The sequence below is a fragment of the Streptomyces sp. DH12 genome, assembly GCF_020873895.1.
Taxonomy (GTDB): domain Bacteria; phylum Actinomycetota; class Actinomycetes; order Streptomycetales; family Streptomycetaceae; genus Streptomyces.
Map to the genome: position 1 here is coordinate 1 of NZ_JAHWGT010000512.1, position 581 is coordinate 581.

Genomic DNA, 581 nt, shown 5'->3' on the forward strand with positions numbered 1-581 from the left:
ACCTACTCCGCCGCCCACACGGCCCTGAGCGCGGCCCACGCGGCCTACGAGGCCACATTCGGACACGTCTTCGTCATCTCCCTGGACGGAGTCCCCGAGGAAGAGTCCCTGGACCGCGTCCTGACCGACATCCGGTCACGATTGGCGAACGATCCGGAGGATGAACGGGTCGTGGCAGCGGAGCAACTCCGCCGCCTGGCCGGAGAGCGGCTGAGGGACCTCCTGGGGGCGCGGGGAACTGCGCGACCGGCCACAGACGGCCCCGCACCCGGCACATGCGACCAAGCCCCACCCCGGTAGCCGCCGGAAACGGGCCCCGCACCCCTTTGAGTGCAAGTTTGATCACACCGGCAGGCCCCCCGTAAGCGCCGCGGGCAACCGTCGCTACCATGCTGGGGGCCGGTGGACCGTACCCGGCCGGGCCCGACCGACAAGGAAAGCCGGCGCGGCCCCAATCCCCGCTCCCGGAGGAAATTTCCGTGCCGGCTGGAACGCTGTACCGCGGCCGGGACGGACTGTGGTCCTGGGTGGCTCATCGAGTCACCGGCGTCCTCATCTTCTTCTTCCTGGTCGTTCACGAG

General features: G+C 69.7%; 1 protein-coding gene and 1 pseudogene. Both read left to right on the forward strand.

What is annotated here, in order from left to right; translation table 11 throughout:
• The coding region (locus tag LPA54_RS35475; protein WP_306806595.1) for a 2-oxo-4-hydroxy-4-carboxy-5-ureidoimidazoline decarboxylase at positions 1-300 on the forward strand (300 nt) is incomplete at its 5' end.
• Positions 301-479: 179 nt separating this feature from the next.
• Positions 480-581 (forward strand): annotated as a pseudogene (locus tag LPA54_RS35480) (succinate dehydrogenase, cytochrome b556 subunit); the annotation flags it as partial.